Genomic DNA, 23,087 nt, shown 5'->3' with positions numbered 1-23,087 from the left:
CATAATGTCGATCGCTCGAACTTCCACATCTACACCAAAAGTAAGAGATACTAAGCTGAAAGAGCAGGAACTCATTCAGCAGATTCGGGCAGAATTAGTATCTACGATTAGAATTACGCCAGATGAAGCATTGGCAGACTGGCAGAGAACCTCTATCGGACAGGGATATTTTAGCGGTACGTTAGAAAGCGAAATCTATCGTTCTTTTTTGTAATTATCTGTTTTGCAACTACCTGTTTTGCAACTACGATGGTTTAGTGGCGATCGCAACTCACATTTGACCGCATCGATTGGTGAACCTACCGAACCGTAGCTCGCTGAACTACGAATTACTGTCGCTTGTCTTACCACGGATTAAAATACTCACAAGCGTCCAGCCTGTCCACAAAACAGCTGAGACTAGCAGGAAAATCATCAGTAAGGCTAAGCCAGAAAACGGCGCTACGATGAAGCTGAGTAGCAAACCCAACAGTAAAATCATCAATAAAGTCTTGTCCATTACCATTTAACTCCTCGTCTCGATCTCATTCACCAAGTTAGCAAGCGCGAGCGCAAATTGACCTCTAACTAGAGTTATTTGTCATTGGTCATTGGTCATTGGTTATTATTCTCTCCTCAGCTCTCTTTTCTCCCTCAGCTCCCGATCGCTCCCTCAGCTCTCTTTTCTCCCCCGCCTGTAAGCTTGAGGACAAAAATTCTGTTGGGCTGTGACCACCGCACAGATAGAATTAGCTAGCTGAGTTAGTGGTAAGGATGAAACGAGACTTACATCTAGCGGTGCTTGGCTGATGGTTTGAATATAGGAGGAGCTGAGATAGGGACGATACTGGGGGTTTCGATCGAGATAAGTTTCCATGAATGCCACGCTCAAAATGCTAACGTAGCGACGTGCGATCGCTGGATTGGGACCGATAACTTGTGCGGGTAGGGGAATCGGATCGGCATCTTCCGCTGCTGATTCGCCAATCGTAGAAAAATGGCTGGCGCGATCGATGGAGAGCAAGTATTTTCGCTCTGTTGTTAACCAAGCAAAAGGAATAATCTGTTCTGGTAAGGCAGGAGCAATTGTATCTGCACTGCTGCTGACGATCGCTACGGGAATTTGAATCTTCCTCAATCCTAATTCCCCAAAAATACTACTAGTAAATGGGTTAATGGCGATCGCGGCTTTAATTCTCCAGTCTTTCAAATTATCTTGAGTCAATGGTAAAGCCAAAGCACGACACTGAAGCAGTAGCGATAGATTCCAGATATCTTTAGGGTTGTTACAATCTTGACGCAATTGACTAAAATTCAAGCTTGCACCTGCTAAGGCTAAGGCAGTATAACCGCCAAAAGATTGACCAATAATCGCTGCTCGTTGTACATTCAACTGCCAACTGGGATTAACTGCATTCAGTCGCTCTAATTCATCCAATAAGTATTTCACATCTAAAGGACGGTTGACAAATTCGCTTGGCTCTGCTATCTCTGCTGCTTGACCGGAAAACAGCGAGCGCAATTGTTCTGCATTGCTACCAGGATGTTCGGGAACTGCAACAGCAAAACCATAACTTGCTAGTTGCTCGGCTAGATAAATAAAACTCGTGCGATCGCTCCCTAAACCGTGGGATATGACTACGACTGGGAAATTTTGGTAGTTGGTAATTGGTAATTGGTAATTGGTAATTGCTTCCTTGTCTCCCTGTCCCCCTTGTCTCCCTTGTCCTACCTGCTCCCTGCTCCCTGTTCCCTGCTCCCTACTCCCTGCTTCCTGCTCCCTGGGTAAATAAAGATCGGCAACAAAAGCCCGATCGCGGCGGCGATCGCTTAATTTTAAGGTTTGCTTGCTCCAACTAAAACGTCCGGGCGATCGCAAATCTGGTAACTGAGAAAAATTTATTCCTTGGACTTGAGCAGCTGCGACTGTCGAATTTTCGGAAATTAAGGCGATCGCTCTGCGGGATTGGCTAATCAAAGTTTCTAGGGCTTCAGCCAGCTGAAGCATCCGCCCCATATTAACTCGTACGTTAGTCGGAAATTTGTGTAGTATGTTCAGGAGTGTTAAGCCTTTTGGATCTGCTGCTGCTAAAATGAGTGCCGAGCGCAGGGCATAAAATCCCGATTGCCGAGATTCAGTTTGGACAACCTCGCCTAGTCTTTTTAACAGGGTTGTTCCAGTTGGCGTATAAAGAAACTGGGATACTGCAACCGGACTTAGATCGATCCGTTTGAGTAAAACTCGTTGTAATTGTAACAATCGTTGGGGACTGACATATGCTGCATAGGTAGCTAACTCGTCGTCAACTATGCCTTTTTTAGCGTAGCTTTCCAAGGAGTTCACAGAAATAGACCGTTCGATCGCTCCATAGGAAATATAAATTTTTTTTGCCGCGATCGCAGAGTTGGCAATTCCAGGTATGGGTAAAAACCACAGTCCTAAACTACTTACCACAACTCCTAACCAAGTCCGAGCCGGAAAATTAAATGACATAGAGCAAATAATTAATTAGTGATGCACGTTCGCGCATTCGCAAGCCAGAAGCATCTAGCCACCAGTCACCAGCCACTAGCAACTCACTACTCACTTTCCACTGACAACTGACTTTCTTCAATTGAGGTGGTGGAGGTAAGATAGCTACAGGATAGAAACGAGAGTAACAACTCGCGCCTAATTATTTTATATTTCTGCATACAGAATTTGGGAAAAGTTACCAGTATAAATACTGAAAAATTCATTTATGGTAGAAGATCTATTTTTTTTAAGAAAGTCTGAATCTTTAAAAAAATCTTTTAAAAGTGGATGAATAATAGAAAGTCTGATATCGGGGCAGCTAAGAATTTTTACAGCGGGGTACAAGACCATGAGTGAAGCAGAAAAAGTCAATAGTGCGCCATTTGCTGAGTGGTTTAATTTTGCTAATAGTGGGCTTGCCGATGGTGAGGCATCCCCAGCAAACCAAGACGAAACCAATTTATCTGAGTCAGCGGACGATGCTGCTGTTGCCCGCGATGTTTCTGTGGAACCAGAACCCGCAGTAGGTTCTTGGTCGTCCGTTGCTCGCTGGATGGACTCGGCAGAGAATGGTGGAGCATCTTTAACTCCTGAAGAAGTCGCGACATTATTGAGTTTCATCCAAGAGATGCGCGGCTCCAACACCAAACTAGTAGAACGGGTAATTCAGTTAGAGAGAGCGCTAGAAAACAGCCAAAATGAATTGCATTACATCAGAGGGCGATCGCGCGAGGCAGATTTGAAGCTTGCCCAAAAAATTCAAGCTCAGGAGCAAGCGCGATCGCAAGTAGAATCTTTATCTGCCAAGCTAGAGACGGCAGAACAAGCCATCCAGCAGCAGAAAATTGTGGTTGAGACCCTTACCGATGACTTAAACGCCAGCCAAGAACGGATCGCTCAAATGGAAAGAGAATGCTCTCTCGTGCAGTCTAGATATAACGAGCAATCCTATCAGCTCATGCAAGTCGAGACATCCTGCCGCGATCTCCGCTCTCGCTTACTGCGCCAGCAACGCTACACCATGCAGTTAAAAGTAGCGCTAGAAAAGTGCGCGGAATCACCCGCTGCCACAACCGATCGACCCCCAGAAAATCATGCTAGTAGTTTGAGAACGCAATCGTTATTCCCCAACCCGCAACCGATTACTCCGTGGTCGATTCAAACCCCGAATTTTATCGATCGCGACCGACAAGAATCCTCAGATTCACCATTGAATGAGTGGACGGCGGAAAACTTTTTGAGCGATCGCCAAGCGCCTTACAGTTTCAATTCCACCCCCAGTACTGGATCTTTCGATTTGCAAAGTGGGAATAGCTCCGCAGAGCAAAGTTTTTTCTTTTCAGAAACTAACCAAGAAGTAGACCTAGACGATTTCTTGAGTTTGTTACAAGAAGAAGCCTCAGCAGAGGCGATCGAGACTGACGAGACAACGTCGCTCGACCTCGATCGGCTCGCGCCCCAACCACAGATATCAGAATCGCACCCAACCAATGAATCGCAGACGGAGGAACCAGCAGGCGAAGCAGAAGCTTCACCAGCCGATGCTTCCCCAACCAGCCAGAATCAGGTTAACCTCAACTGGCCCTCACCAGTTGTTTATCCCTGGCATCCACCCAAAGGTAGAAAATCACTAGCATCAATTGAATTACCAAAATTTCCACGCAGAAACCAGAATCAGTGAGCGGTTGTCAGTTGTCAGTTATCAGTTGTCAGTGACTAGTGGAACCAGTGACAAGAATTGAATCTGGTTCCACTAGTCACTAGCCACAAGCCACTCACCCACAACCAACAACTAACTACTAACCACATCTTGAGAACCAATTGCAGGCGTGCGGGGATGAGGGGCGATCGCCAGTTGGGGTCTTCCCATACCAGTTGTTAGGGCGTAGCTTTGTGTCAGCAGCCTCAACCACAATCTGGGATAGCGGCGTTCTAACCACGGCTGGATCTGGCGCAAGAAACTCGGCAACCAGCCGCTAAAACAAAGACTCAACAAGGCATTCCAGCTAAAGTTGAAGTAACTCAGCAGCCATCGCAGCAAATCTTTGGCTCCGGCTAATTCCCAAATCCAGAGCAGCAAGATGGGATTTTTGGTGGCAGCTTTTAGTGCCAAACGGTTGAAAGTAAACCAATCAAAGCGGTCTTTGATAAAGCGATCGGCAACTTCTAAAGGTTCGTCAGTCAACAGTCCGAAGAAATTATTCAGCATCGAGTTGACCCGTTCTGGTGGTAAAAATTTACCCGTGGGAACCATCATGCCTTTAGAAAACATCCAAGTCACGGCAACATTGCTTTGATAGGCGCGAATTTGATTCAAATCGTTAGCACTGAGCAAATCGTGCTTTAATGCCGTATCTAATAAAGCTGTAAGACGGCTGAGATTGCGAACGAGGGAGCCAAAACCAGTAAAGACGAGGGGAGATTGCAGCGAAGCCGCATCGCCGATCGCGACTAAGCGATCGAAAGCAACCGTGCGATCGCGACTCCCAACGCTAAAATGTCCCGGAATATAACCAAATGTAGGTTTTTTCCATACGAGTTTATCTAGGTCGCAACGGCGATACTCTGGCAAAATCGTGAAAAAGTCCTCGTACATTTCCAGCAACGAACCGGGATTTTCTGGATTGACTTGATGGTAGTGGAACAAATAAACTGTGATTTCTTCGCCCGCACCAGGAAATAATTCCCAAATTAACTGTCTTCCCCGCGAAATGTCGCCGTGGCTATTGAGTACATCGCCATATTGAGCATCCCATACCCCAGGCTCAAAGCCGCCATTAATTACCGCTCCTACCGTCGGACAGACGCTATCAAAAGCACGACCGCCATTGAGTTGCCAAGCAATCGGAGAAGCTGTCCCCATTGCATCTACCAAAACTCGTCCGCTGGCTTGTTTTTGAGTTTGGCTGGGTAAATGCCGAGCTTGTAACGTAACTTGCGATCGCTCGATATCAGCGCGGAGAAACTCGGTTTCGTCCCAAATTTCACCCCCCGCAGCTTTTAACTTTTCTCCACACAGCCGCAGTAACCTTTCTGCATCTAAGGCTATATTCAGCACCGTTGGAGTATGGAGGATCGGTGCTTTTAAGTGGGGTGGATTGTTCCCATCGAAAAACTTATTAAATCCGTCTTTATATTCTCGTGCAATAACACTTTCGCATTCTGCGGGAGTTAGCAAGCCCAGATCGATTAAACTTTGTAATTCCGTGCGAGAAATATTCCACTCCCGATTCATCCGTCCAAATGGCAAACGCTCCAACAACAACACGCGATAACCTAACTGCGCCATCACCGCTGCATGAATCACTCCTAATGCGCCACCGATGTAAATGAGATCGTAGGATGGCTGTAGAGACGTTACATGTAACGTCTCTACATTTACATGTAACGCCTCTACATTTTTTCCAGAAAACACAACTTGACGCGGCTGCTGCGGATTCTGCACTCCTTCGCGCCACCTTTGCTCCCACCAGTAAACTCGCTTGAGATCGTATTCGCCATTAGGCATTTGCTGAAAATACTTGACGGTGAGGGGGTAGTGGGGAGCAAGCGCCTCAAAAATAGATTGTTGGGATAAATCTATTGCTGGTGGTGCGGGATAGTTATGCGGAAACTTAATTCTAATCTGCTTTACAAGACTTTGCAGAATTTGCCGTTCTCCTGGTAGGGGAGAATCTGCCCAACGGAAGACCTTGAGATATGTAGTACGCTGTACAGACCAAACAAAAGCGGAGATCTCCCCTAGCTTTTTTGCCGTTGGATCTGAAATATTTGTCTTTATCGCTGTATCTATAGGTATTTGCAAGCGAAAACCTTCAGGCGCGATCGCTTTTTGCCCGATTCCTGGTTCAAATTCCGCTTGCAACCAGTGCCGAACGACAGATGTGTCTGGTGTGGGGATTTCAATATACAAGAGTTCTTTCATCTTGGCGCTTTTGTCTACGGGTAAACTACCAATTTGGACAGAGGTGACAAAGGTTTAGACTAGGCTAAGCTTGCCAAAAATAAGCTTGCTTAGAACAAGTTTAAGAAAATTTACAATTGTGTTTGGATTTATTAAAACAGTTTTTTATCTTGTAAACTCCCGCCATGCATTATCCCATCCCAACCAGCCCCGAAGAAATTATTAATCTCAGACAAAAACCAATTAGCGATGAATTGGTAGCCACTGCGATCGCGGGCGTGATTCAGTTCGTCCGTTCTCAAGGACAATCTTTAGAACAGCTAACTGCCCAACTGCTTGCAGATGATAGCTTATTAGACGATCGCCAGCGCCGCAGGCTGAGCGAGATTGTCACCCAGGCGTGGGAAAAATTTGCCTAATTGTGTAGCACTCAAAACTCAAAGGCAGTGCGAATTGTTCCAATCACGATGTCTTCGTTCTCAGTATTATGATTTGGAGCTGTCAGCCAAATCAAACCAGGGGTGATAGAGATATTATCTGTAGCTTGGTATCTGTAGAAGCCTTCAACGTGAATTGAAGTATTGGGGTCGCTCGATTGCCCTGCCGCTCTCAAACCGCTACTCGTACCAGTTAATTTTGGTTGCATCCCGATTATAATTCCGCCGAGATTGCCTTCTTTGCCCAAATCGGGAAATCCGAGGGTGAGGGCGTAATTCCAAATCGATCCATCTCCCAAGTCGATCGCGCGAGCAGCAGTATAGCCCACCCAGCCACCGATCGCAAAATTCTCGCTAATTCTGTAACTGACTTCAATGCCGTAGGAGTTACTGACTACAGGCTGTTCGAGATCTGGCGTACCGATTTGAGTTAAATTAGCGGCTGTGCTACCCGTACCTGTATCTACACCTTGACCGGCAGCTCCATAAGCATGAATATAAGTTAAGCCTACAGCAAGGCGATCGCTGGGCGTTAATGTTAACTGAGCGATCGCGCCGTAATCGCCGTTAAATAGTCCCGCACCAGCTGCCGGATCGTTAGCATCTCCAGCCAGATAAGCGAAATCAAAACTCATTGCCTCAGATAACTGTAACCTCGCTCCAATTCCCGTGTTGCTATTGGGGACGCGATAAATAGGATTGCGTCGTCCAAAGCGAGAAATTGCCCCCGTATCGCTATCTTCAAACAAAGGGTTGATTACATCCGTAAAATCATCGCTGTCTGAATCGTTGAATTGGAACAACAGCGTTATTTTTTCACCCACTGGTAGTTCATATTCTAGGTTCCCCAGTTCCACGCTTCCTTCGGTGTTCGAGTCAAAACCTAAACGCCCTTCATCTGTTGGCAAGTCAAATTGCTCGAAGTTGCCAAAATCAAGCCTGGTGGTCAGTAAGTCCTTTCCAGTAAAACTGGTTTCAAAAGCGAGTCTGCTTCGACTTTGCAGCACTGTATTGTTGTCGTCGCCCGCTCCGCCAAAAGCATCGCTGAGGGCAAAAATCACCGTTCCTTCTAGTTTGGTGGTGGTAGAGAATTGATTAGATTCTAACTGAGCTGTCTGTACCTCTACGCGATCGACTCGCCCGCGTAGAGTCACCAGTTCGGTAGCAAAATCAGTTTGCAGTTTTTGTAGGATGGCTAAGTCTGTTTGAGTTATAGGATTGCCAGTGGCGATCTGTTCGTTGATTCTTTCTAATGCTGCATTCAACCCTGCCGCAAATTCATACCGGGTCATTGCCCGATCGCCTCTAAACGTGCTGTCTGGATAGCCAGCAATGACTCCGTAGCGCTCCACTAAAGATTGCAAGGCTTGAAAAGCCCAATCGCTGGGCTGGACATCAGATAACTGCGAAACAGACGTGACTTGGCTCATCTGAAGATCCCCCCAACCCGCCCGATCGAGGGGGGCGAAGGGGGGATCTTTACGATCGCGACGCTCGGCGATCGAAAACCGTTTTTTATCTTGGTTAATGTTATCTATGATACTAGTAGTTTGAGGTATGTCCTTTGATAGTTGAAAGTTGTTTTTTATACTTTGGCGCTCGTTGCTGTTCGGGTCAATATGTGTATGTTGCAGAATTTGTTCTGCTATGACTGTAGGAGAAAGCAATAATTCGATCGCTAGAGGAGCGACGATCGAAATTAACTTTTTCATTAAAGTTTGGTTCATGCTTACTATTTTTATTTATTTTTTGAAATTAAAGCAACTATATTTGAAATTTCATAAAATTGAGTTTTCAAAGGATTTCTGAAGCATGTTTGGATAATTTTGCTCGAATAACCTCTCTTTTAATTTTTACAAGTGCAAAAATACGAAATTTCAAAAAGTGCAAAATTACGTTTGCAGAAATACTAGAAATCGATCTATGAAAAAAGCTAAATTGAGGTAAAAACTTCTGCCTTCCATCCCAGGGTAGATACTTAGACAAGAAATTAAATTTACTTTAAGAAGATGTTAGTCTCTGATTAAGCACGGGCGATCGCTTGTGTCAATCGAGTGAAACAATCACTCAGTACAGGTCGTCATACCGCACGTTAGTTGGTGACTAGGAGGAAAGATGAATAAAGCTGCTGCCACTCAAAAGGCAGGTAGCAAGGAGCGACTAGGCACGACTAGCATTTGGTCGCGCATTGAGAGCAAGCGCCCTCTACCTAAAACTCACCCACGTCAGCGACGGTTTCGTTGGGTGGTTGATGCCGTGCTACCTTTGGCGCTGACTCTCATAGCAGGAATCGCCATTCTTCTACCAAGTTCGCTGCCAACAGAGGCGCGATTATCTCTGTTTGCCTTTGCCTTAGCGGTAATCTTGTGGTCAACCACATCCCTGAACGCAGCCTATGTTGCCCTAGCAACGGTGGTGTTGCTTATATTATCTGGTGGTAGCGAACAAGAAGCGTTATTTGAGGCACTGGAATCAGATGTAATTTGGCTGATGATCGGTGCTTTCATTTTGGGTGGAGCCGTACAGCAAACGGGCTTAGCGGCAAGATTAACGCAGTTGGTCGTCAGTCGCGCCCGGAATGTCAGCAGTGTATTTTGGCTGTTGACAACTATATTAATTCCCTTGTCTTTCGTTATTCCTTCCACTTCTGGGAGAGCAGCTGTAGTCATTCCCGTATTTCGCAGCATTGCCAACGCCGCAGGCGATCGCCGCATCACCCGTGCAATGGCGCTACTGATGCCGACAATTATTTTAGTTGCCACGATTTCTACTCTTATCGGTGCTGGTTCCCATCTGATCGCGATCGACTTGTTAGACGAAATTGCTGATGTCAAGCTCTCTTACGCACAGTGGGCGCTTTATGGCGTGCCGTTTGGAGTTGTCGCTAGTTATATCTCTTGCTGGGTAATTTTGCGCTTATTTTTAGACAAAAATCGCCGCCAGCGCCAACTTCAGATTCCTTATCAGCAAAAAAAACCCTTTTCTACAGCAGAACGAACAACACTGCTTGTCGTGTTGATCATGGTAGGGCTATGGCTGACGGAAAGTTGGCATGGGTTAGAAATTGCCACCGTCACGGTGATTGGGGCTTTGGTACTAACTGCGCCTAGAATTGGAGTCATTAGCTGGAAAGATGGACTGAAAGCAGTTTCTTGGAACTTAATTGTATTTGTAGGCGCAGCTTTAGTTTTAGGTGAGGCATTGATTGAGTCTGATGCAGCTCAATGGATTATTAACCAGCTATTTGCCGCAAGTGGTATTGCTGGCACAGAATCGCGCCTCTTGATCTTGCTCGTATTATCTCTAATTGCCCTGACTTCCCACATCTACATGACTTCGCATACAGCCAGAGCTGTAGCTCTAGTCCCAGCGCTGTTATATCTGGGCAACAGCTTGCAACTCAATCCCGTAGCGGTATTATTCCTCAGCAACGTCGGCATGGACTATTGTTTGACTTTTCCCGTCAGTTCCAAAGCGCTGTTGATGTTTCAAGAATTAGAAGGCGAAACCTATAAACCAGCAGACTTATTGCGTCTGAGTTCCGTACTCTTGCTAGTTCATTTGGCACTGATCGTGGTGTTCTATTACGGTTACTGGCAATGGATTGGCTTAAGGCTATGACGGTTATCAGTGACCAGTGACTCCTGACCAGTGACCAGTGAAGAAAGGGTGTAGGGTGTAGTGAATTAGTTACGACTTGCGACTTGTGACTTGCGACTTGATAGCTGCTCCCTCAACTCCCTCCGCTTCCTCGGTTCCCTCAGCTCTCTTCCCCCCTGCTCCCTTAAATTATGAATTTAAGAAAGAAACTATTAACAACATTTAGCGGGTTGGCGTTGCTGGCGCTGGCAACGGCGGGTGTGACTGTGTGGGCGATCGCGCAGTGGCAAAATAGCGAACGCAGGTTGCAAGGACATTATCAACGTAGTTTATTGCTGGAGAGCGTCAGAACGGCAACTTTTCGGGCTTTTAAAGAATTGCCAGATGCGATTATTAGCGACGATCCAGATGCACGACAAGAATTTGAAGCTTTTCTCAAACCAGCAGAAGCCGATTTTAAGCGCTGGGCAGAATTAGCCGATACTGAAGCAGAACGAAAACAAGTTCAACAAGTTCGCAATGCATACATTGCGCTGATCCAGGATGCCCGCGAAGCTTTTACTTTAGTAGCACAAGGTCAACGCGATCGCGCCTTTGCAATTTTAGAAAAACAACTAGAAGACATAGACTTTATTAGATTTGAGCAAGTCACTCAACAAGCCGTTGCTTCCGATCGCCAAAATCGCCAAATCATCAGCCAGCAAACACAAAATACGCGGCAAACTGCGCAATTAGTTCTAGCGATCGCGGCTTTTGGCACAATCTCACTGATGTTGCTTCTTGCAGCTTATTTAGCTTCAGATTTATTTGCACCATTAGAAGAGGTAGAGGAGGCATTAGACGACGCAGCTAAGGGAGACTTCAAACGCCGCCTCGGTGAAGAACGTCAAGACGAGCTAGGAGCAGTCAGCCGAGCTTTCAATCGAATGATGGAGGCAATGGCAGAACGACAGCAGGTTGCAGGTTTGGCTGCCGTTCCTAATGGTGTTGTTAAAGATGGCGCAGAAGATTCTGCTTGGCAACATTTGCCTTCACGAGTCACTTTGCATCGATTATTGTCACAATTGCGATCGCGAGTGACTCAGTTGCAGCACCACAATGGATTTAAGGGCAACGAAGAATTTGACGGGCAACAACAGGCGGCGATCGGACAGCTCGACTTGCTATTACAAGCCGTGTCGCGAATTACTGATTTTGGCTTTCCCTTAGATTTGAATCTTGCCCGTACCGATATCAGAGCGCTGCTTTACGATCTGCTGCTGCGGTTTCAATCCGAACTCGTCGAACGCGCCGTGAGCGTCGATCTCGATATTGCTCCAGAAGTCAGTTATGCAGTTGTCGATCGCCCGAAGTTACGCGAGGTTTTGAGCGAACTCGTACGGAATGCCTTAGCAGCATTGCCAGAACAAGGTGGACGTATTGGTTTGCGGACGCGCATCGATCCTGATGCTACGAATCTTTTAATTGAAGTCGCTGACAACGGCAAGGGAATTCAACAACCCGCAATCGAACGGGTTTTTTCTCCCACAGTCACTACCAACGGTCAGCGTGCAGGCGTGGGACTTACCTTAAGCAAAGCAGTCATCGAACAGCATGGGGGTCAACTCACCATTGATAGCGAACCTGGTCAGGGGACATACGTACAGATTTCATTGCCACTACGCGAATAAGAATTCGGAATTCGGAATTCGGAATTCGGAATTCGGAATTTGGAAGTCAAAAGTCAAAACATATCCTATTCTCTACTCACTACTCATTACTTACTAATTGCAGGAGATAATTATGAGCTTACGTATTTTGATCGCGCCTTCGGGATTTAAAGAAAGCTTGGAAGCTGATGAGGTAGCAGATTGTATTGAAACGGGAATTTTGCGCGTTTTACCCGATGCTACTATCCACAAAGCTCCCTTAGTAGATGGTGGAGAAGGGTTCACCAAAGCCCTCGTAACAGTTACGGGCGGGACTTTACACCATCTGACGGTCGTCGGTCCTGTCGGACAGCCTGTAGCTTCTTATTTTGGGTTTCTGGGTAATACGCAGACAAAAACTGCTGTCTTAGAGATGGCAGCGGCAGCGGGACTGAGATTAGTGCCGCATCACGAACGTAACCCTCTAGTGACAACAACCTACGGCGTGGGAGAACTGATTAAAGCAGCGCTAGATGCGGGTGCAGAACGGATACTGGTTGGTTGTGGCGATTCCGGTACGAATGATGGTGGTGCGGGGATGGCGCAAGCTCTGGGAGTACGCCTGTTAGATGCAGATGAGAAGGAAATCGATCGCGGTGGTGGCGAACTGATAAAACTAGAACGCATCGATCTTAAAGATCGCGATCGCCGTTTAGAATCGGTACAAATTGATGTGGCGTGTAACTGGCACAATCTGTTGTGTGGCGAAAAAGGTGTAGCGCGAGTATTTGGACCTCAAAAAGGTGCTTCACCAGAAACTGTGGAGCAGCTAGCCGCAGCACTCGATAATTATGCTGCTATTATCGAACGCGACATGGGTATAGACGTGCGAGAAATGCCCGGAAGTGGCGCTTCTGGTGGCTTGGGTACGGGCTTGTATGCTTTATTAGGGGCAAAATTGCATCCTCGCTATGACATTGTGATGCAATATCTCCACCTCGATCGCTTATTAGAAGATGCCGATCTGGTGATTACAGCGGAGGGAAGTATTGACTTTCAAACTCCACGCGGCAAAATTCCGGCAGAAGTGGCACAAAGAGCTAAGAAATATCAGCTACCAGTTATTGCCCTTGCCGGAACTATCGGGCGTGATGCTGAGGTGAATTTCAATTGCGGTATCGACTCCTTTGAAAGCATTCTCAATGCACCCTGTAGTTTAAAAGATGCGATCGCCAATGCTCCAGAACTTGTTACTAAGGCTGCCGAACGGGTTGTCCGCTCTGTTTTAGTAGGACAGAAATTAGCAACTGGAAGTTAGAAAATAGCGGGGGGAACTGAGGAAGCTGAGGAAGGGTTAGGATTCCTAACTTCCTGTTTCTCCCGATGCCCCGACTTTGGTTTCAGGAACAACCAAGCGATGAAGAAAAAGGCGGCTGTAAACAGCTGGAGCGTATCTACGCTCGATAGGGAGCCATCAGAGAAAGAAGCAATGCTTCGGTCAATGATGCCAAATAACCAAAAAGATATTCCTAAGAACCAAATCCCGTTTCTGAGATAACTCAAAAAGATAGATGCTTCCGATGGCGAGCGATCGCTCATAACTTTATTCCTATAAATTCAACGAGTCATTGGTTGGGCAGCAATGTACGGACTTTTCGGCTGAATTCTCTGCTTGGCTTTGCCTTCAGATTAAGAAATATCTCTTTTAACTGCCATTGTTCTAAAGAAGTATTTCATCAGCTTGACAAGTGTGCCGTTATTTGTAGTGTATTCTATCTCACTAAGACAGATTTGCCCGTTGCCAACAGGAATATTTGCTTGAATTTATGGTTTTTGGTGATGATTTCTTGACCAGCTATCAGTGACTAGTGACTAGTGGCTGGTGACTAGAAAAGATTTCAGCCAAAGCGTCATCGTTTCCACCAGCCACTTCTCAATAACCGTCTTCACGGAGTAGTGTAGCGGAGGGCGTTTACCGTCAACCACCAATTACCAACTACCAATTACGAATTACCAATTACCAACCATCAACTTAACGATCGCAGTCTTCTTTCGGTGTTAAATCTGAAGGGGGGCGATCGTTACTCCATGCCCACCAGACACAACTGCATTGACACTGATAAAACTCTTGCCACTTGCGACGGTTGTTTTCGGTAAATACGGGCGATCGTCGATTTAGCCAGACTCTTTCTGCTTCGCGGCTACCAGAACGACAACGGGGACAACAAAATTCATTGGCATGAGTTGCCTGTTTAGTCCATTGAGGCGGAATCGGTGCAAATGCATCCATTGAAGAGATAATTTTTTAAGTCTATTAGTTTATTATCAGCGATCGGCAAACAAGGTGTAGGGTATAGGGTGTGAGGTGTAGTGAGCTTTTAACTTGTGTACGAGCGGGTTTAGTAAACAGATGGACAGCCTTGGCTGGAAATTTTACCTTAAATCCCACCCATCCCAATACATGACTTTTGACTTTTAACTTTTGACTTTTAACTTTTGACTTTCCCCATCCCCTATTCATGGAACCAACTACTGAAATCCGCCGCCTTCTGGACTTGATGCCTGCTTCCGGTCGGATGTTGACTAAGATTGTCGGTAAGCGGGAGCAAACTAAAGTTATCGATTATGCTTTTCCTATGCCGTGGCAGCAGGAACGTCGCATTTCCATTAATTTCGATCTCTGGCGGCGGCTACCCCAACCACAGCGAGATTTGTTGCTGTTGCGGACTGTTAGCTGGTTGACGGCAGTAAAGTGGTTTAAACCGGATGTCTATCAGGGAGTTGTCTTAGCGGGGCTTTTGGGGACGGTAGTAGAGATCGTGCAGGGGGATGTGGTGGGTACTGTGGCAGCTGGAGCATTAACTGCGATCGCCGGGACTCGGATTTGGCGCAATAACCGCAGTTCTCAAATTGAGGTAGAAGCAGATGAGGCAGCAGTGCGCGTTGCTGGGAGGCGGGGTTATGCTGAGGCAGAGGCGGCTCAACATCTGTTGTCGGCAATTGAAGCGGTGGCACAGATGGAAGGACGACCGACTTTAGATTTTATGGAACTACTCCGCCGTCAAAATTTGCAAGCGATCGCCGGACTTTCTTCTGTTGGTATTCCAGAAACTCTCAGAGAAAAATAATCAATAGATTACTTATTTAATAAGCACAATAATTAGCTCTAAAAAGGGGTTGTCCCGTGCTATTTTTACTGCTACAATTTAGCGTATACGCTTTACAATGGAAATATTCAAAAAACTAAAAAATGCAAAAATAGTTCCATTATAATATAGACTTTATCAGAACTAGATTGCCAAGTCAATATCCCTTTGTCTTTTTATTCATTACAATTCGTTCCTCACAAATTTTATTAGCACCTTTTTGTGCATAAGTTAGAAATTAAGCTTTAGCTAAGCACAAAACTCATGTATTAAACTCGTGTCAAAAGGTGTCGAAATTATGTTTTTAAAAACCTGAATAGCAGAACGCAAATAGTAATGATAACTCAAACAATTGAACCTATTCTCGATCGCGCCTTATCTGGAAACGATATATCTCCAGCCGAAGGAGTAGAGTTATTACAACAAACTGCACCGGAAGCAATTGCTTTCATTCGTGATACTGCCGATAAACTCCGCGATCGGCAAGCGGGCGATACTGTTACTTATGTCATTAACCGTAATATCAACTTTACCAATATTTGCGAACAACACTGTAGTTTCTGCGCCTTTCGTCGCGATGCGGGCGAAGCAGGTTCCTACTGGTTGGAATGGGGACAAATCTTAGAAAAAGCTACCGATGCCGTACAAAGAGGGGCAACAGAAATTTGTATGCAAGGGGGACTTCACCCTACAGCAAAAATAGATGGCAAATCGCTGCCATACTATTTGCAATTAGTCAAAACTATTAAAGCAGAATTTCCCCAATTACATTTACATGCCTTTTCTCCCCAAGAAGTGCAATTTATTGCTAGGGAAGACGGTTTGAGCTACGCCACCGTTATCGCTGCTTTGCGGGATGCTGGTGTTGGTTCAATGCCAGGAACAGCAGCAGAAGTATTGGATGATGATGTTAGGCGAATTCTTTGTCCAGAAAAGATTAATACAGCAACATGGTTAGAAATTGTGAGTACGGCGCATAAACTTGGCTTGCCGACAACAAGTACCATGTTATCTGGACATATTGAAACACCCCAACAGCAAATTCGTCACCTAGAACACTTGCGATCGCTGCAACAAATTGCGATCGAGCGGCAATATCCTACAAAAATTACAGAGTTTATTTTACTGCCTTTCGTCGGACAAGAAGCACCTAAGCCGTTAAGAAAGCGGGTGGGAAGAGATCAACCAGACTTAGCAGATGCTTTGCTACTCACAGCAGTGGCGCGAATTTATCTAGGAAAATGGATTCCCAACCATCAACCGAGTTGGGTCAAACTCGGACTTGCAGGCGCAATAACAGCATTAGAATGGGGTTGCAACGACATCGGCGGCACGCTGATGGAAGAACACATTACCACAATGGCAGGCGCAGTTGGCGGTACTTGCATGGAAGTAGACACACTACAAACAGCGATCGCTTCCCTCAATCGTCCCTACCGTCAAAGAGATACCTTGTATGGCAATCTCATTTGAATTATGAAATATTCTTGACAGATTATTTACTACAAATTGTTTAATAAACCTGCGGAACGAAAAACTGTTCGTTGAGGGGTGGACGATGATAGCCAGTTCCAGGCTTTCTAGGTGGTAGATCGAATGCATCTGGAGTCATATCTTGGTAGGGAATTTTGCTTAAAATGTGTTGAATTAAGTTAAGTCGCGCCCGTTTTTTATCATCGGCTTCCACGGTAAACCAAGGAGCCTCTGGAATATTAGTATGAGCTAGCATGAGATCCTTAGCCTCAGAATACTCCTCCCAGCGATCGCGGGCTTCAATGTCCATCGGGCTGAGTTTCCAACGCTTAGCCGGATCTTTAACCCGCGCTTGAAAGCGGCGTTCCTGTTCGTCATCGCTGACAGAAAACCAATATTTCAATAAAATAATTCCCGATCGCACCAGCATTCGCTCGAATTCAGGGCAAGATTGCATAAACTCTTGATATTGAGCCTCAGTACAAAAATCCATCACCCGCTCTACCCCCGCACGATTGTACCAACTGCGATCGAACAGCACAATTTCCCCCGCCGCAGGTAGATGGGCAACATAACGCTGAAAGTACCACTGCGTCTTTTCCACATCTGAAGGCGTACCCAAAGCCACCACACGACAACCACGCGGATTGAGGTATTCCGTCACGCAACCAATTGCGCCTCCCTTTCCGGCTGCATCACGTCCTTCAAAAATCAGCGCTACTTTTAAACCTTGATGTTTAACCCAGTACTGCAATTTCACCAACTCTGTTTGCAGTCGTGCCAATTCTTTTTCGTATAACTTACCGTTCAGCTTTTTCTTCGATTTGTTCTCTTTGGTGCTTTCAGCAGACTTGACTGCTGCATGAGTCCCATTTCGATCTATAGCTGACATGGGTTTTTCTCCTAAACGAATTTTTTTTAAAAAAGTTAACCTGTTCTTTCCTTGTCAATATAGTTCGCTTGTACTAACATGCAGTTAAAATTTGAGCGGCGATCTCCAATCGAGAAATAGTATGACAAAACTCAAATCAAACTTAGTCCAATTTCCCATCCAGCAGCATCTAGGGCGTTCTAGAGTCGTAACATTACCAGTATCTCCCGAACGCCATCAATCGTGTGTAACGGCGATCGCAATCCCAAAGCGAGAACATCAGGCAATACCACCCTTGCAGCCTCAAATCCCATCAGAATTGTCTCACAGCAATCGCCGCGAATGGCAGCACTTGGCAGCACAAGCAGACAAAATTAATCAATTAGCCGCAGAACTAGAAGCAGCAATCTTTGGATTAAAAGCGATCGCCAACCAAATAAACCACACTCAACAGCTATCTGGCAATGCTTGCGAGTATCGCTCAGTCGTTGTCCCCCAAGTCAAGCGCCGCAAGGCAACTGAATTCATTTTGACAACCAAAGTCATCGATTTATTTCAAGCTGAAAGAGAAGCACAACAGCTAGCGCGAACATTGAGACAAAAGACAAAAACCAAGCAAAAATTCCCTCTACTGAATTGGCTGTTATAGATTAGGGAGTAAGAGGGTTGTTGGTTGTTGGCTAACGGTGTATTGGCTAGTGGCTGAACTCCTTTGTAGTCACTAGCCACCAGTCACTAGTCACCAATAACTGACAACTGATAACTGATAACTGACAAGAGGTAAAGCACAGGTGGGAGTAGCACTCTGGATTCTTGCTTTAGGACTAATGCCATCATTGCTATCGCTGTGGCTACTGCGCCGAAGAGAGGCGCAAATACAAGCGAGATTTAGGCAAGCGATCGACTTTACCTCCATCAGGACACAGAGAAGCGAAGCTACACCACTTCATAGCGATCGCTACTATTTGGAAGGAGTAGGATATCTAGTTGGTGACATCAGCTGTCGCTACAATGCTCGTTCCGGGTATATTAGGTGTGCGGTCAATCCTGAAGGACCCTGTGAGGGTTGTCGCTACTATGAACCGCGATAGCTGCTTGATTAATTTATTGGTGTAATTTATTTGGTGTAAGGGGTGTGAGGGTTGGTGAATTTTACCCAGAGAAGTTGGCTTCAATGGCTAACACTTTTCGGCTGGATTGCGATCGGCACGATTATTAGATTTATTAATTTGGATGCGAAGCCACCTTGGTCGGATGAATTTGCCACCTTAGTATTTAGTTTAGGTAATAGTTTTCGCACTGTCCCTTTAGATCGAGCGATCGCCCTAGACACCCTACTACAACCACTACAGCCTCGTCCATCTGCCAGTTTTGGTGATGTTTTTCACAATTTAATGACAGAGAGTACCCATCCTCCTGTCTATTTCCTCCTCAATCACCTATGGTTACAGCTATTTCCCCCAGATGAGGGACTAGTCTCATTATGGGCAGCAAGAGCCTTCAGTGCCATTCTGGGAGTGGCTGCAATTCCTGCTATTTTTGGTCTGTGCTGGCTAGCTTTTCGTTCCCGCCTGGTAGGACAAATCGCCGCCGCAATGATGGCAGTCTCACCCTATGGCATCTACCAAGCCCAAGAACCGCGCCACTATACCTTAGCAATTTTAGTTATTATTGCGTCTCTAGCTTGCTTAGTTGTTGCTACACGCTGTCTAGAGAACCGAAAACCAATCCCAATTTGGTTAGTTTTCACTTGGGTGGGAACTAACACTTTAGGAATCGCCGTTCATTACTTTTTCACCCTCACCCTCTGTGCCGAGGCAATAGTTTTGCTTGCTGTGGTGTGGAAACAATTCAAAATTCACAATTCACAATTCCCCGAATCCACTGTACGGGCGGGTTTCGGTCGAAGATTTATTGACATAAGCGTGAATATGCTTGCTAAACTCGCCCCTACCACCTCCCGACTCATTGCCGTTGCAGCTGGAACCACAGCAGGGGGTTTAATCTGGTTGCCTTTCTTGCAAAGTATTCCAGATAACCAAATGACAGATTGGATTTATCGTGGTAATCCTTTCGGCAGTATTTTAGAAAGCACGGCGAGGTTTTTAGCATGGATGATTTCAATGCTGTGGCTGCTACCCGTTGAGGGCGTGAGTCAACCAATTGCCCTGGTTTGCGGTGTAATTATCGTCGCTTTTCTATTTTGGACGTTGCCCATACTCATTAGCGGTTGGAAAATTCAGTTATGGCGATCGCGATCTCGCAGTGGAACTCAAGTTGTAGGTGGATTTGTTTTGGTAGCGATCGCGCTATTTTCGATTGTTACCTACGCCTTGGGTGCAGATTTGAGTATTGCCTCGCGCTATCACTTTGTTTACTTTCCAGCCTTGATTGCGATCGTCAGCGCGGCATTAGCAATTTGTTGGGATAGCAATCGATTAGTTCAACATACAGAGTTAAACTGGACTCCTCGTCAGCAGTTACGACTCAAGTTTCTGCAAACAAGAGGTAAAGTTGCAGTCGTGCTAATTTGGCTACTCGGTTTGCTCGGTGCTTTAACTGTCGTTTTTAACTTTGGTTATCAAAAGATTGAAAGACCCGATCGCCTCGTACCAATTATGCAACAAGGATCGCAAAATCCAATTTTAATCGCTACAGCTCACTATACTCGCGCACAGGTGAGAGAACTCATGACACTGGGTTGGCAGTTTAAACATCTGTATGGTTCTCAAGTAAATTCTCCTTTGTTTCTTTTAGCTCAGCACGACCGTAGCTCGAATCGCTCAGTAGAAACTCTTTACAAAACAATTGCTGAACTACCAAAACCCCTAGATTTATGGGTTGTCAACTTTACTAGCGCCAGACACGACTTAGAGGAAGGAAATAATCAAATTTGTGTCCCAGATTCACAACGCCGAGCTAAAGTCAATGGCTACCGAGCCAAACTTTTCCACTGTCAATAAGGGACAATTCCCAAATTCTATCAACCATATTCGCAAAATTGTCTGAATTACCGGTAACAAATTAATTTCTGAAAAAACGACAAACGGTTACAACTGAGGTTGTGGTAAAGATGGAAGTAGTCAAAAATGGCTAGATAAAATCTTGATGGCAGTGAGGTAAATATTGCGCCATTACTCTGCTGGAGAATAAATTGTGCTAGAAGGCTTAGAAGTAATTAATTGGCACGAACTCGAACACGCTTACGGTATGGCTGATGATGTACCCGAGCTGCTCAGAAGTTTAGCCTCCGCTGATGCCCCGTCTCGTCAAGATGCTTTGTCTAAATTGTACAGTAATATTTATCATCAAGGTACTGTTTTTGAAGCTACAGTATACGCAATACCATTTTTACTAGAACTGAGTCAAACTGAAGCAGTACAAGATAGAGATAAAATTTTAATTTATTTGGCACACCTAGCACGTAGTCATTCTTATTTAGAAGAACATCAAAATTTATTGTTTTATAACGATGAATTAGATAAGCCTGAGTTTCAAGTGCAAATACAACACGAAACGATCTGGATAAGACGTGTTAATCGTGCTGTTCGTAGTGGGATAAATGTTTATCTGAGTTTGTTAAAACACAATGATTCAAAAATTAGAATTGCTGCACCTTACATCCTCGCTTATTGCCAACGGCAAGCGTCGGAATTTATTCCTTATCTAAAGCACTGTTTAGCGCAAGAACGAAGCTCTCAAGTCAGAGCCAGTTTAATATTAAGCCTGGGTTTTTTGGAGCCGCCGCAATTAGCAAACATAGAACTATTTATGCAATTTCTGAGTTCTGAGGAAAGCGATCTCGTGCGCTTAGCGGCTGCAATGACACTTGTAAGGCTAGCAAAAGATAAAACTCCACTGAAAGCCATAGCAATACCGATCGAAATTATCGAACATCCGATATCTGTGAAAGAAGCGTATGCTCGATTACCTTGGGCTAATAGCGATGTTATTAGCGATGCTTGCGCTTGCTTATGCTATCTAGGAGCAACAGGAAATGTTGTCATTCCAGCCTTAATAAATGCTCTGAAAACTGTAGATGGTTATAGTGCTTTAAGTGTAGTACGAACGCTACTATATCTAGCTTTTAACGGACACAAATTAGCAGACACGATCGAATACAAGAATACATCTGTACAAAAATCTGTCATAGAAGCGATCGCCTCGTACGATCGCGTTTGGCAGTTCAATAGTAATATGGCGCATCTTCTCAGATCGTTTGGTTTACCACAAGAGCGAAATCAGTTGCAAGCATTTCTATAAAATAAGTAAATTAAATATTATTCAATCTACGCTCGCATACAAATTTATCGCTCTTAAACTATTTATTGATAGACAATTTGTGGATTCAGGTATTGTTTTTTATACATAGTTTTTTGCTCGAAGCATTATTAAGTGCTAAAGCCAAAAATTACTAAATAGTTATTTGTCAAATAATAGAAAAAGGCTCTATAACTTGAAAATCAACGGTTTCAGTTACACATCAAAATTGAATAAAGAAAATTTTGCTTTTAGCAATTGTTTTTGACACAAATTAATGTTAATATGCACGGCTATGGATAGCGAATGTTAAAAAATATGTGTAGAAATAGAAGCTTTCCAGTAGTATTAGTCACGCCCAACAATAGACAAAATGCTCAAAAAACTCCCAACCTCACTTAGATTTTGGCTCCGATCTCTAGAACACAAATTTGCTGGATTTTTCACAACGCTGTACAAATATAAGCCATATAAAAAGGGAGTATCTTCTTACGTCATCCCCAAATCATCTCTTACAGATCGGCAAGCCGATAACGTAGAATTAGCAGTACCTCCACAAGAATTTTGGTTAGGATATGGCAAGACAAGGGAAGAATACTTGTCGTCTGGAGCAGAAGACACGCAGAAGATGTTGGAATTAGCCAAATCTTCAGGACTTACACTAACCGCAGGCGATCGCGTTTTAGATTTTGGTTGCGGTGCATGTAGAATGACTCGTCATTTGCAAAAATACGCGCAGTCATGCGAGATCTGGGGAGTAGACATTGATGCTGACATGATTTATTGGTGCAAAGAACACTTAGAGCCACTCTTCAATTTTGCAGTCACAACGACAATTCCTCACTTACCATTTGAAGATCGATATTTCGATTTGATTTATGCTGGTTCGCTATTTACCCACGTTGACGATTTGACTGAAGCTTGGTTGTTAGAACTTCGGCGAATTCTTTCTCCAAAAGGAAGACTTTACTTGACAATTCACGACAATCAAACTATCAAACTACTGCATACTGATTTCCAGAACATTTTCCTGTCTAAAAAACTCCGAGCTTCAGATTTGTACAATCAAACTAAAAATGATATGGCTGTTCTGACAATCGGTCGCGATACGGGTTCGCAAGTTTTTTACGACATCGATTATTTCTGTAAAAAACTGAGCAAGCTCTACAAAATACATTCGGTAACGACAGAAGCTTACAATTATCAAACAGCAGTCTTAGTTGGTAGGAAATAAACCAAAATAGTCAGGTGGGCGTTGCCCACCTACAGCAAAA

19 protein-coding genes and 1 pseudogene are annotated in these 23,087 nt (G+C 44.9%); 13 read left to right on the top strand and 7 right to left on the bottom strand.

All coding sequences use genetic code 11. The features are described 5' to 3' along the window. The first annotated feature begins 4 nt into the window (after positions 1-4). Positions 5-214 carry a hypothetical protein gene (locus C7Y66_RS09730; protein WP_106545418.1) on the top strand — a complete coding sequence of 70 codons (210 nt, stop codon included), beginning with the start codon at positions 5-7 and terminating at the stop codon, positions 212-214. Between the two features lie 108 nt (positions 215-322). Here the strand turns inward: C7Y66_RS09730 and C7Y66_RS31730 are convergent, their stop codons facing one another. Both C7Y66_RS31730 and C7Y66_RS09720 read right to left on the bottom strand, forming a co-directional pair. Then, positions 323-505: a hypothetical protein gene (locus C7Y66_RS31730; RefSeq protein WP_041462642.1), complete on the bottom strand. Its 183-nt coding sequence runs from the start codon at positions 503-505 to the stop codon at positions 323-325. A 147-nt stretch (positions 506-652) separates the two neighbouring features. After that, positions 653-2,473: an alpha/beta hydrolase gene (locus C7Y66_RS09720; protein ID WP_106545417.1), complete on the bottom strand. Its 1,821-nt coding sequence runs from the start codon at positions 2,471-2,473 to the stop codon at positions 653-655. Positions 2,474-2,843: 370 nt separating this feature from the next. Between C7Y66_RS09720 and C7Y66_RS09710 the strand changes: the two genes are divergently transcribed. Then, entirely contained in the window at positions 2,844-4,175 is a 1,332-nt protein-coding gene (locus C7Y66_RS09710; RefSeq protein WP_106545416.1) for a hypothetical protein, read from the top strand. A 111-nt stretch (positions 4,176-4,286) separates the two neighbouring features. On the opposite strand, the gene C7Y66_RS09705 is transcribed toward C7Y66_RS09710, so the two are convergent. Beyond that, positions 4,287-6,419, bottom strand: a complete 2,133-nt coding sequence (locus C7Y66_RS09705; RefSeq protein ID WP_106545415.1) for an NAD(P)/FAD-dependent oxidoreductase — start codon at positions 6,417-6,419, stop codon at positions 4,287-4,289. A 164-nt stretch (positions 6,420-6,583) separates the two neighbouring features. Here C7Y66_RS09705 and C7Y66_RS09700 point away from each other — a divergent pair, with 164 nt between their 5' ends. Next, positions 6,584-6,817, top strand: coding sequence for a hypothetical protein (locus C7Y66_RS09700; protein ID WP_015157184.1), 234 nt, complete (start codon positions 6,584-6,586; stop codon positions 6,815-6,817). A gap of 11 nt (positions 6,818-6,828) precedes the next feature. Here C7Y66_RS09700 and C7Y66_RS09695 read toward each other — a convergent pair whose 3' ends face one another. After that, positions 6,829-8,562 carry an iron uptake porin gene (locus C7Y66_RS09695; RefSeq protein ID WP_106545414.1) on the bottom strand — a complete coding sequence of 578 codons (1,734 nt, stop codon included), beginning with the start codon at positions 8,560-8,562 and terminating at the stop codon, positions 6,829-6,831. A 388-nt stretch (positions 8,563-8,950) separates the two neighbouring features. Here C7Y66_RS09695 and C7Y66_RS09690 point away from each other — a divergent pair, with 388 nt between their 5' ends. From C7Y66_RS09690 to C7Y66_RS09680, 3 genes are all read left to right on the top strand, one after another. Beyond that, on the top strand, positions 8,951-10,456 hold the full coding sequence (locus C7Y66_RS09690; protein WP_106545413.1) for an SLC13 family permease: 1,506 nt from the start codon (positions 8,951-8,953) through the stop codon (positions 10,454-10,456). Between the two features lie 170 nt (positions 10,457-10,626). Further along, positions 10,627-12,105, top strand: a complete 1,479-nt coding sequence (locus tag C7Y66_RS09685) for an ATP-binding protein (RefSeq protein WP_106545412.1) — start codon at positions 10,627-10,629, stop codon at positions 12,103-12,105. Between the two features lie 112 nt (positions 12,106-12,217). Beyond that, entirely contained in the window at positions 12,218-13,381 is a 1,164-nt protein-coding gene (locus C7Y66_RS09680; protein WP_106545411.1) for a glycerate kinase, read from the top strand. A gap of 71 nt (positions 13,382-13,452) precedes the next feature. On the opposite strand, the pseudogene C7Y66_RS09675 reads toward C7Y66_RS09680, so the two are convergent. Then, positions 13,453-13,662 (bottom strand): annotated as a pseudogene (locus tag C7Y66_RS09675) (hypothetical protein); the annotation flags it as partial. Between the two features lie 433 nt (positions 13,663-14,095). Next, entirely contained in the window at positions 14,096-14,353 is a 258-nt protein-coding gene (locus C7Y66_RS09670; RefSeq protein ID WP_106545410.1) for a hypothetical protein, read from the bottom strand. Between the two features lie 229 nt (positions 14,354-14,582). Between C7Y66_RS09670 and C7Y66_RS09665 the strand changes: the two genes are divergently transcribed. Next, positions 14,583-15,191: a DUF3318 domain-containing protein gene (locus tag C7Y66_RS09665; RefSeq protein WP_106545409.1), complete on the top strand. Its 609-nt coding sequence runs from the start codon at positions 14,583-14,585 to the stop codon at positions 15,189-15,191. Positions 15,192-15,545: 354 nt separating this feature from the next. Next, entirely contained in the window at positions 15,546-16,682 is a 1,137-nt protein-coding gene (cofH, locus tag C7Y66_RS09660; RefSeq protein WP_106545408.1) for a 7,8-didemethyl-8-hydroxy-5-deazariboflavin synthase subunit CofH, read from the top strand. A gap of 40 nt (positions 16,683-16,722) precedes the next feature. Here the strand turns inward: cofH and ppk2 are convergent, their stop codons facing one another. Further along, positions 16,723-17,574: a polyphosphate kinase 2 gene (ppk2, locus tag C7Y66_RS09655; protein ID WP_106545407.1), complete on the bottom strand. Its 852-nt coding sequence runs from the start codon at positions 17,572-17,574 to the stop codon at positions 16,723-16,725. A 121-nt stretch (positions 17,575-17,695) separates the two neighbouring features. Here ppk2 and C7Y66_RS09650 point away from each other — a divergent pair, with 121 nt between their 5' ends. The 5 genes from C7Y66_RS09650 to C7Y66_RS09630 all read left to right on the top strand — a co-directional run bounded on the left by C7Y66_RS09650 (position 17,696) and on the right by C7Y66_RS09630 (position 23,047). Beyond that, entirely contained in the window at positions 17,696-18,202 is a 507-nt protein-coding gene (locus C7Y66_RS09650) for a hypothetical protein (RefSeq protein ID WP_106545406.1), read from the top strand. A gap of 142 nt (positions 18,203-18,344) precedes the next feature. Then, positions 18,345-18,644, top strand: coding sequence for a DUF6464 family protein (locus tag C7Y66_RS09645; RefSeq protein WP_015153989.1), 300 nt, complete (start codon positions 18,345-18,347; stop codon positions 18,642-18,644). Positions 18,645-18,698: 54 nt separating this feature from the next. Further along, positions 18,699-20,516 carry a hypothetical protein gene (locus C7Y66_RS09640; RefSeq protein ID WP_015153988.1) on the top strand — a complete coding sequence of 606 codons (1,818 nt, stop codon included), beginning with the start codon at positions 18,699-18,701 and terminating at the stop codon, positions 20,514-20,516. 193 nt (positions 20,517-20,709) lie between these two features. Next, positions 20,710-21,816 carry a HEAT repeat domain-containing protein gene (locus tag C7Y66_RS09635; RefSeq protein WP_106545404.1) on the top strand — a complete coding sequence of 369 codons (1,107 nt, stop codon included), beginning with the start codon at positions 20,710-20,712 and terminating at the stop codon, positions 21,814-21,816. Positions 21,817-22,186: 370 nt separating this feature from the next. Next, positions 22,187-23,047 (top strand): class I SAM-dependent methyltransferase, encoded by an 861-nt coding sequence (locus C7Y66_RS09630; RefSeq protein WP_015153986.1) that lies wholly within the window; start codon positions 22,187-22,189, stop codon positions 23,045-23,047. Positions 23,048-23,087 lie beyond the last annotated feature (40 nt).

The organism is Chroococcidiopsis sp. CCALA 051 (assembly GCF_003015105.1).
Taxonomy (GTDB): Bacteria; Cyanobacteriota; Cyanobacteriia; order Cyanobacteriales; family Chroococcidiopsidaceae; genus Chroococcidiopsis; species Chroococcidiopsis thermalis.
The sequence above is the reverse complement of the archived record's forward strand: the minus strand, read 5'-3'. Positions and strand labels throughout refer to the sequence as shown.

Excerpts from the sequence above, each read along its gene's own strand:
- C7Y66_RS09730 (WP_106545418.1), top strand. The coding sequence starts at position 5 with ATGTCGATCGCTCGAACTTCCACATCTACACCAAAAGTAAGAGATACT.
- C7Y66_RS31730 (WP_041462642.1), bottom strand. The coding sequence starts at position 505 with ATGGTAATGGACAAGACTTTATTGATGATTTTACTGTTGGGTTTGCTA.
- C7Y66_RS09720 (WP_106545417.1), bottom strand. The coding sequence starts at position 2,473 with ATGTCATTTAATTTTCCGGCTCGGACTTGGTTAGGAGTTGTGGTAAGT.
- C7Y66_RS09710 (WP_106545416.1), top strand. The coding sequence starts at position 2,844 with ATGAGTGAAGCAGAAAAAGTCAATAGTGCGCCATTTGCTGAGTGGTTT.
- C7Y66_RS09705 (WP_106545415.1), bottom strand. The coding sequence starts at position 6,419 with ATGAAAGAACTCTTGTATATTGAAATCCCCACACCAGACACATCTGTC.
- C7Y66_RS09700 (WP_015157184.1), top strand. The coding sequence starts at position 6,584 with ATGCATTATCCCATCCCAACCAGCCCCGAAGAAATTATTAATCTCAGA.
- C7Y66_RS09695 (WP_106545414.1), bottom strand. The coding sequence starts at position 8,562 with ATGAACCAAACTTTAATGAAAAAGTTAATTTCGATCGTCGCTCCTCTA.
- C7Y66_RS09690 (WP_106545413.1), top strand. The coding sequence starts at position 8,951 with ATGAATAAAGCTGCTGCCACTCAAAAGGCAGGTAGCAAGGAGCGACTA.
- C7Y66_RS09685 (WP_106545412.1), top strand. The coding sequence starts at position 10,627 with ATGAATTTAAGAAAGAAACTATTAACAACATTTAGCGGGTTGGCGTTG.
- C7Y66_RS09680 (WP_106545411.1), top strand. The coding sequence starts at position 12,218 with ATGAGCTTACGTATTTTGATCGCGCCTTCGGGATTTAAAGAAAGCTTG.
- C7Y66_RS09670 (WP_106545410.1), bottom strand. The coding sequence starts at position 14,353 with ATGGATGCATTTGCACCGATTCCGCCTCAATGGACTAAACAGGCAACT.
- C7Y66_RS09665 (WP_106545409.1), top strand. The coding sequence starts at position 14,583 with ATGGAACCAACTACTGAAATCCGCCGCCTTCTGGACTTGATGCCTGCT.
- cofH (WP_106545408.1), top strand. The coding sequence starts at position 15,546 with ATGATAACTCAAACAATTGAACCTATTCTCGATCGCGCCTTATCTGGA.
- ppk2 (WP_106545407.1), bottom strand. The coding sequence starts at position 17,574 with ATGTCAGCTATAGATCGAAATGGGACTCATGCAGCAGTCAAGTCTGCT.
- C7Y66_RS09650 (WP_106545406.1), top strand. The coding sequence starts at position 17,696 with ATGACAAAACTCAAATCAAACTTAGTCCAATTTCCCATCCAGCAGCAT.
- C7Y66_RS09630 (WP_015153986.1), top strand. The coding sequence starts at position 22,187 with ATGCTCAAAAAACTCCCAACCTCACTTAGATTTTGGCTCCGATCTCTA.